The sequence below is a fragment of the Microvirga sp. GCM10011540 genome (assembly GCF_042650665.1).
GTDB lineage: Bacteria > Pseudomonadota > Alphaproteobacteria > Rhizobiales > Beijerinckiaceae > Microvirga > Microvirga lenta.
In genome coordinates this window covers 34,288-41,761 of the sequence record NZ_JBHSBQ010000011.1, presented here as the reverse complement: position 1 = coordinate 41,761, position 7,474 = coordinate 34,288, and the positions used below count along the sequence as shown (strand labels likewise).

The following is a 7,474-nucleotide window of genomic DNA, read 5'->3' as shown; positions in this document are numbered from 1 at the left end:
GCGCGCCTTCGCCTTCGAAGCCTGCTTCGAAGGCCCTCCCTGGCGCGGGGTGGAGCAGCCCGGTAGCTCGTCAGGCTCATAACCTGAAGGTCACAGGTTCAAATCCTGTCCCCGCAACCACCGACACTGAAAACCCTCGAATGGCTTGTCCTTCGAGGGTTTTTGCTTGTCCGGAGCCCGCCACAGCGACTGCATGGACAGGCGTCGTCTCCTTAGCCACATCTGCGCCGGTTGAGCAAAGCGTGAGGATCCGCGCGAGATCGCCGTGGAGGACCGCATCGAGACCTCCCTCCTCGCGCGGGCTGAGTTCGATCTTCTCGATCAGCGAGCGAATGAGCTCCATCGCTTTGTCCTTGTGTGCGGCATCCTCAAGCAAGCTCTCCAGCTCGTCGACCTTCCTACGGTACACGGCTGCGAGGTTCGGGTGCACCAAGATGTTGGGTATCGTCGGACCAGTGTCACGAGAGGAAATGAGGGCTGCCTTCTCTGTCTCGAGTTCCTCAAGACGAGCCTTCATCGAAGGCTGATACAAGCCATCTTCGATCGCCCGCATGATGCCGTCGATCTTGCGCTGAACGGCTGCGAGCTTCGTCTCGACCTCAGCCGCCCTGCCGCTCACCTCCTTCGTGAGGCGGTTCACCTCCTCCTGATAGGCGCGGGTGAACTCGGCGACCAGCTCTGGCGTGAGCAGGTTTTGCTTCAGGGCTTTGAGGATGCGCGCCTCGATCTCCTTCCGGCTGATCGTGCGCTCGTTGCTGCAGGTGCCCTTCGAGCGCCGACCGGCGCAACCGTAGCGGTCTTTGGCCATGATCGTGTAACCGGCCCCGCAGCAGCCGCAGGTCAGAAGACCGGACAAGAGAAAGCGGCGGCGGCGAGCGCGGTTGAGCGCATTGCCCTGCTCATCCCTCGCCATCTCAAAGGCCGTCCTCTCCTGGCGTCTCTTGACCTCGTGCCAGAGCGCATCGTCGATGATGCGCAGGTGCGGCACCGCCGTGCGCTCCCAGCGCTCAGGCGGGTTTGGCCGCGCCACGCGCTTGCCGGTGCGCGGATCCTTCACATACGAGCAGCGGTTCCAGACCAGCTGGCCGATATAGAGCTCGTTGTTGAGAATGCCGGTGCCGCGCTCCTTCTGTCCACGGATGGTCGTGTCCTGCCAGAGGCGGTTGTCAGGCCGCGGTACATGCTCCTCATTCAACCGCCGTGCGATTGCGCGCGGACTGACCCCATGCGCGAACAACGTGAAGATGCGCTCGACCACAGCCGCCTCGGCCGGGTTGATGACGCGCCCTCCTCGCTCACTATCCGCGACCACGTCGTAGCCGAAGGCCTTGCCGGCAGCGGCTTTCCCCTGGAGGACGCGCCCCAGCTGCCCGCGCTTGGTCTTCTCTCTTAGGTCGGAGAGGAACATCTGTGCCATGGTGCCGAGCATGCCGACATGCATGGTGGTGACTGCGCCGACATTGACCGCATGCAGGCTCATGCCGTGGAACTGCAACTCGTCGTGCAGGCTCGCCACATCCGAGAGCTTGCGGGCGAGACGATCGAGGGCTTCCACGATCACGACGTCAAAGGAGCCCCGGCGCGATTGTGCCAACAGGTCTCGGTAGCCCGGCCGGTTGCTGCTGGCGCCCGAGAGCGCGCGGTCCTGGAACGTGGCGATAACCTCGAACCCGTGTTGCACCGCGTAGCGGCGGCAGACCTCGATCTGGTCCTCAATCGAGGCGTCGCGCTGGTTCTCGCTCGAGTAGCGGGCGTAGATCGCGGCGCGCTTCATGCCTGGCTCTCCGCGGCGGCTTTGAGTTGGTCAAGAATCATGCCGAGGCGCCGGCTCGCCGCCAGGTTATCGGCCTGGATGTAGTAGCGCTCGGTGGTGGAAAAGTGCCGGTGGCCCAGCAGCGGCGCGGCGGCGCGGGCCATGTCGGCTGAGACGGCCGCGAGGCTCAAAGCAGCGCAATCGCGTAGCAAGTGGGGATTGATGGCCACCCCGAACAGGCGCCGGGTCAGCTTGATGATCCGGTGATAGATCGAATGGGGGTCGCGCATGACACCCTCCTTGCCGAGCCATACCCTCGCCGATTCGCCAGCCTGCGGAAACGGCGGCCGCACCTCAGCAAGGTAGCGCGCGAACCAGGGCCGCAGCGCCTCGGGCAGTTCGAAGCTGACCGGCTGGTGCGTCTTGGTCTCGGCGGCCGGAATGATGATGAGCCAGGTGCCTTCGGTTGGGACCAGGTGTCGCCCGAGTTCGAGGCTCGCAAAGTTCTTCAACCGCAGCGGTCGGAGCGCCAGAAGGGCGAGCATCAGGGCATCGCGGTAGGCCAAGGCCTGCCTGAGGGTCAGGCCGCTGGGAGGCAGCTGCTCCATCTCGGTGAGCGCCGCTGCGAAGATCTCCGCGGTCGGTCGCATCCGGGCCCGCTTGTCGCGGCTGGGCTTGGCGTTGATCTGGACCCGGTTGCAGGCATCCTGTAGCCAGCGCCAGCAACGGTCAGGTGCCATCGCTTGCATCATCACCTTGAGGCCGACTAGCATCGACAGGCGGGTGCGCGGGGCGACGATCGTCTCAAGATGACGGTTATAGGCACGCACCGTCTCGCGCGTGACGCGGTCCGCCGGTGCAGCGGCCTCATCGAGGATGCCGACCCAGCGCAGATAACCGAGCCAGCGGCCATAATGCTGTTCGTTGGTCTGTCGCGTTCGCGCGGCCCAGTGAGCCGCGCGTCCCTCCTCGTCGAAGACATCGCCTGTCATCTGGGCCGTCATCCAGGCCTGCCGGTCGCCCAGCGGCCATTCGGCAACCGGCAAGGCCCAGCGCATCGGATCAACCGGTCTGGCCATCAGCGGCCTCCCTTCGAGGCTTGGGCCATTGTCTCCGATAGCAGGCCGTCCAGATAGCGTCCCGACGCCTTGGTTCCGGCGCCGAGATAGTGAGCCATGTTGGTATCGAGCGTGGTGTGGCCGAGAACGCGGGAGACCGGGAGATAGGCACCGGGATCCGCATCAGTCACAATCTTGGCGATCACATGCCGAAACAGGTGCGGGTTCATCTCGAGCCCGGCCCGGCGCATGCCGCGGCGGATCGCATCGGACAGTGCCGTCTTCGAGCGTGCTCCACCCTGGGGGCCCGGAAACAGATACGGGCCGCTGGCCCCCGGCAGGCGCGAGCGGAAGTCCGCGATGTGGCGCTTCAGGCGTGCGGTGACCTCGGCATTGAGCTCGAACTCCAATGGCTGGCCTGTCTTGGTGCGTTCACCGGGGACGACCAGAGTGGCGCGTCCAGAGCTCAGCCAAGTGAAGTCGGCAAGCTCCAGCGTCCGCAGGGAGCTGATGCGCAACCCGCAGCGGATGAGCAAGTGAGAGTGCGCGTGGCAACGCTGTTTGTGATGAAATCAGATCCGGCAGGATTCTCTTGTAGGGCCTGAGGAACTCGCCGTTTTCAACGTCCCGTGTTTTTCGAAAGTGTTCTTCGACACCGAAAAGCAGCGGGTGACGTGCCGGACGATGGGGTTTCGCGACGGGCCTTGTCTTGCGCGCGGAGCCTTCTTCCGGCGTTCGCTTTTTTCGCGGCTTTGCGACTGACGGCATGACCTCGATGGTTTCATCGGGCGCATCTGGCAATATTGGCAGCTCTGCCGAAAGCCCGAGGGATTTGCGGGTCCAGTACCCCGATCCTGGGTAGGGAATCTGATATCGTTTGCAGAGGGCTGCAAGCTGCGTGCCTGAAATTCCAAGCCCCGGCGCGACTTTGCTGAGCGGTCTGTCGCAGACCCGTTCATAAAGCTCGAAGCGCGTTATCTGCATAGAGAGAGCTCACAGACTCAATCACAACCGATATCACACTACCAGTGCGTTTCCATTTTGGGCAGGCATTGCGACCATCATAGATGGGCTGCTATGGGTCAAAAAGCGACCAAGATTAAGCGAAACGAACGTCCACTTACCCCGGCAGTGCCGACCCTCGGCCAGTGTGCAGGACGTAGATCTCGGCAGTCACTGTGTTCGCTCAGCGAAGCCGGGTGAGTAGCTGCACTAGCTTGACAGTGAAGCTTCATACAGGGGATAGGGCCCGCCCTTGCTAGCCTCCGAGCGGGACCTGAAAGAGTGTAGCTCAATCGGCTAGAGCACCGGTCTCCAAAACCGGGGGCTGGGGATTCGAGTCCCTCCACTCCTGCCACCAATGAGCAATCTTACCTTTCCCGAGTCGCTGCCATTGCAGTACCTATGGTAGTCGAGGCTTCATCCAAGCAAGCACTGAGTCATACAAGGCTCGCAGTTGAGGTGAATGTCCTCGCCTGAACGCCTGAAGATTGATAAGGCGTCGCCGGAACAGGCGGAAGCGATCAGATCGATGCTGACGCGGCAGATGGCCGAAGACCTTGCGGCGGAATGCTTCGACCTGATCGACAATGCCGCGGTGATCCGCATCCTTGCCGACGCTTTCGGATTGGCAACGGCGGCCGAACTATTCGAGCCCACGCGGGAATTGGCCAAAACGCAATAGCGGTCCTATGCGTTCAACTGACGGACAACAAAAACCCCGGCATACTGCCAAGGCAACCTGCTGATCAATTGATCGACATAGTCACACAGATCAACTGGGGGCCAGACGCTCAACCCGTCACGCTCCGGCTCAGGTTCACGCAGGATGCGGGCTTTCAGTGCCGCCTGCTAACCAAGTGTGAGCTGCTCCAGGCGACGTGAATCGGGGGCGGCCATGCGGACCATTAGGTCCCTCGGTATTGAAGCGCTGGATGGCACCGCTCAAAGCCTACCGCCTCATGCCGGCGAGCCGGGCGGTTTCGATCCGAGTCATGCCCTCCAGGGCATTGGCAATCGCCAGGAGCTGCAGGACAGCCCTGAGCCTCCTCTCGCGGTCGGCTCGCTGGCGTAAGGCGCAGGGGGTATAGTCCTGGCGGATTGGGAGCCCGGCCGCAGACTTCCATCAACAGCGCCCCCGCTCCGCAACGAATCACGCAAAGTGTGCCGACGCAAATGCTAGTCATCAATTCACTAGGAGAGTATCAGACCAGCCCAACCGGTCGAACAGCCCTACAACTCTTTGTTGTTGATGATGCTGAGCCTCTCCTTTAAACATGGGCAACTTCACAGCAATAAGCTACGCATGAGCAGTTCGGACGACATTGAGGTAGAGGCCGCTTGGTTGCATTTCGTCGTCGGATTGACGCAAGCGGAGATCGCTGACCGCCGCGGCCTATCGCGGATGCGTGTACATCGTCTCATTCAGGCCGCGCAGGACAAAGGCTATGTACGGGTCTTCGTGGATCATGTGCCGAGCCATTGTATCGATATAGAGGACAAGCTCATCGAGCGCTTCGCTCTGAAGAGTTGTAAGATTGTGCCGGTCGAAAGGGACGGCTCGATGCACGAGAGCCTCGGGCTAGTCGGGTCCGCAGCTGCGCTTTTCCTGCACGGCATGCTGGAGCCAACCGATGAACGCATCATTGGCATCGGGTCTGGCCGGACCATTGCCGCTATGGCACGCTGCCTCCCGACAATTCGCCGCCCGAAAACATCATTTGTTTCAGTAACGGGTGACTTTGCGGCGCTGAATGAAGCAAATCCCTTCGAGGTGCTAAACAGTCTGGTTCAAAAGACGGGTGGAACGGGCTTTGCCTTGACTGCTCCACTGGTTGTTGAAGCGCGTGAAGATCGTGATTTATTTCTCAAGCAAGCAGCTGTTCGCCGCACCTTACAGAAGGCAGAGGACGCAAGCTTCTTCATCATCGGCATCGGCCATGTCGGTCCGAACTCTTTTTTAGAGAGCTATGATCTGGTGGTCGGCGCCGAAGTGGCAGCCCTCAAGAAACAGGGAGTGGTAGGTGACCTTGCAGGTCATCTGTTCGATGAGGAGGGCCGTCCGGTTGAGGGTGGATTGGCTGACAGGATGCTCTCCGTAAGACGAGAGGTCCTGCTCGCGAAGCCCGTATATGCGGTCTGCTCAGGTGTCGAGAAATCCGCGGCCCTGTTGGCTGCTCTGAGGTCTGGTTTCCTCAATGGCCTGGTGGCTACAGCTGATGTGGCAAATGCTGCACTGAAGCTTGATGGCCGGGGGTCCAGGCGCGCAAGATCTTCCAAGCCATAGGCGTTCCGCGACCAACGTTAAGTGGCCTGCTCTGGTGGGTGGCAAATGTTTTGCCAGCATTTCGACGGCGCTCCCCCATTAAAGAACCTTTCCTCGCATCGGTGACGTACGGGGGGACCTGCCCAAATCAGTTGGAGGGGTAGTATTCCCTGTGAAGGCGCATCAGCTCGACGGATCACGTGGAGCCTGGGGCCTGTACCTCGCAATGCAGATTACATCTGTGTGCGTTGTGGAGCCTCAAGTACGCCCTTTATAACGAGCCTTGCGCTTGATAAAAAAATCCTCATAGTTATTTATAACGATAACGACAGGGGAGGATCAGGTGCTCAGGATTGCAATCGTCGCCGATCAATTCATGAAGGTGGCCTTTTTTGAAAAAGCCATAAGGGAGCAAATCGAGGACGAGCTTTCTTTCCGGCACATAGAAACGAAATGGCCGGACGAGCCCTTTGCCGGGCGCGACGGCGTGGCAGGTCCCTCGATCAGTGAGTATTCCGGTGACCTGGACACCGTTAAGGCTTTAGTGGCGGATGCGGATATCGCAATCACACATTTGGGCCCGTTTCCTCGGGATGTGATCGAAGCAGCGCCGAACCTGCGCTTTATCGGTGTGTCGCGCGGTGGACCGGTGAACATTGACATGGAGGCGGCGCGAGAGCGCGGCATAGCGGTAGCCAATGTGCCTGGCCGTAATGCTTCTGCGGTTGCCGAGTTTACCATTGGTGCAATCCTCTCTCAAACGCGCCTGATCACACCCGGTCATGTGGCGCTGGCACGTGGCGAATGGAGGGGCGATCTCTATCGTGCTGATAGGACTGGCGAGGAGCTCTCCCAAATGACCGTTGGAATCCTGGGCTATAGCCATGTGGGCCAGCGCGTCATTCGCCTTCTGAAGCCATTCGGATGCCGCCTACTGGTGTGTGATCCTTACGTCAAACTGACGGTTCAGGATCAGATCGACGGCGTCGAGCAGGTTGATCTCGATACGCTGCTCGCGCGAAGTGATGTCGTGTCCCTGCATGTTCGAGTGACGAAGGAAACGATCGGCATGATCTCGGAGGCGCGCATCGCACGCATGAAGGACGGGGCCTATCTAATCAATACCGCTCGTGGCTCGCTCATCGATCAGAAGGCCATGGTTGCTGCCCTCAGATCGGGTAAGCTCCGTGGAGCTGCGGTTGACACGTTCGATCTCGAGCCGCCACCCGAGGGGGACGAAATCCTGTCGCTGCCGAACATCACCCTTACCCCGCATATCGCCGGTGCCTCCCGGTACGTCTGTACCTTCGCGGCCAATACCCTTGCCGATGACTTGGCCCGTTTCCTGACTGGCCAGCCGCTCGTCAATCCCTGCAACTGACAAAAAAAGCTCAAGCG

At 60.7% G+C, this 7,474-nt stretch carries 8 protein-coding genes and 2 tRNA genes; 6 read left to right on the top strand and 4 right to left on the bottom strand.

Going from position 1 to position 7,474, the window contains the following annotated elements; genetic code table 11:
* Positions 1 to 43: 43 nt before the first annotated feature.
* Positions 44 to 120, top strand: a tRNA-Met gene (locus tag ACFOYU_RS05040).
* Here ACFOYU_RS05040 and ACFOYU_RS05035 read toward each other — a convergent pair.
* From ACFOYU_RS05035 to ACFOYU_RS05020, 4 genes are read right to left on the bottom strand one after another with little or no spacing between them, the layout of a single operon-like run.
* Complete coding sequence (locus ACFOYU_RS05035) at positions 77 to 1,774, bottom strand: recombinase family protein (protein WP_377032701.1); 1,698 nt, start codon at positions 1,772 to 1,774, stop codon at positions 77 to 79. The two genes, ACFOYU_RS05040 and ACFOYU_RS05035, sit on opposite strands and share 44 nt — an antisense overlap.
* On the bottom strand, positions 1,771 to 2,832 hold the full coding sequence (locus ACFOYU_RS05030; protein ID WP_377032695.1) for a tyrosine-type recombinase/integrase: 1,062 nt from the start codon (positions 2,830 to 2,832) through the stop codon (positions 1,771 to 1,773). The genes ACFOYU_RS05035 and ACFOYU_RS05030 overlap by 4 nt, the downstream gene beginning before the upstream one ends.
* Positions 2,832 to 3,329: a tyrosine-type recombinase/integrase gene (locus ACFOYU_RS05025; protein ID WP_377032700.1), complete on the bottom strand. Its 498-nt coding sequence runs from the start codon at positions 3,327 to 3,329 to the stop codon at positions 2,832 to 2,834. Before ACFOYU_RS05025 ends, ACFOYU_RS05030 begins: the two co-directional genes overlap by 1 nt.
* Positions 3,244 to 3,795: a hypothetical protein gene (locus tag ACFOYU_RS05020; protein ID WP_377032702.1), complete on the bottom strand. Its 552-nt coding sequence runs from the start codon at positions 3,793 to 3,795 to the stop codon at positions 3,244 to 3,246. The genes ACFOYU_RS05025 and ACFOYU_RS05020 overlap by 86 nt, the downstream gene beginning before the upstream one ends.
* Positions 3,796 to 4,091: 296 nt before the next feature.
* Here ACFOYU_RS05020 and ACFOYU_RS05015 point away from each other — a divergent pair.
* The 5 genes from ACFOYU_RS05015 to ACFOYU_RS04995 all read left to right on the top strand — a co-directional run bounded on the left by ACFOYU_RS05015 (position 4,092) and on the right by ACFOYU_RS04995 (position 7,457).
* Positions 4,092 to 4,168: transfer RNA gene (locus ACFOYU_RS05015), tRNA-Trp, on the top strand.
* Positions 4,169 to 4,276: 108 nt separating this feature from the next.
* Positions 4,277 to 4,495 (top strand): hypothetical protein, encoded by a 219-nt coding sequence (locus ACFOYU_RS05010; protein WP_377032694.1) that lies wholly within the window; start codon positions 4,277 to 4,279, stop codon positions 4,493 to 4,495.
* A gap of 213 nt (positions 4,496 to 4,708) precedes the next feature.
* Complete coding sequence (locus ACFOYU_RS05005) at positions 4,709 to 4,885, top strand: hypothetical protein (RefSeq protein WP_377032693.1); 177 nt, start codon at positions 4,709 to 4,711, stop codon at positions 4,883 to 4,885.
* 231 nt (positions 4,886 to 5,116) lie between these two features.
* Complete coding sequence (locus tag ACFOYU_RS05000) at positions 5,117 to 6,097, top strand: sugar-binding transcriptional regulator (protein WP_377032692.1); 981 nt, start codon at positions 5,117 to 5,119, stop codon at positions 6,095 to 6,097.
* A gap of 355 nt (positions 6,098 to 6,452) precedes the next feature.
* The gene (locus ACFOYU_RS04995) at positions 6,453 to 7,457 is read left to right on the top strand and encodes a 2-hydroxyacid dehydrogenase (protein WP_377032699.1); all 1,005 of its coding nucleotides are present in this window, start codon (positions 6,453 to 6,455) and stop codon (positions 7,455 to 7,457) included.
* Positions 7,458 to 7,474: the final 17 nt, after the last annotated feature.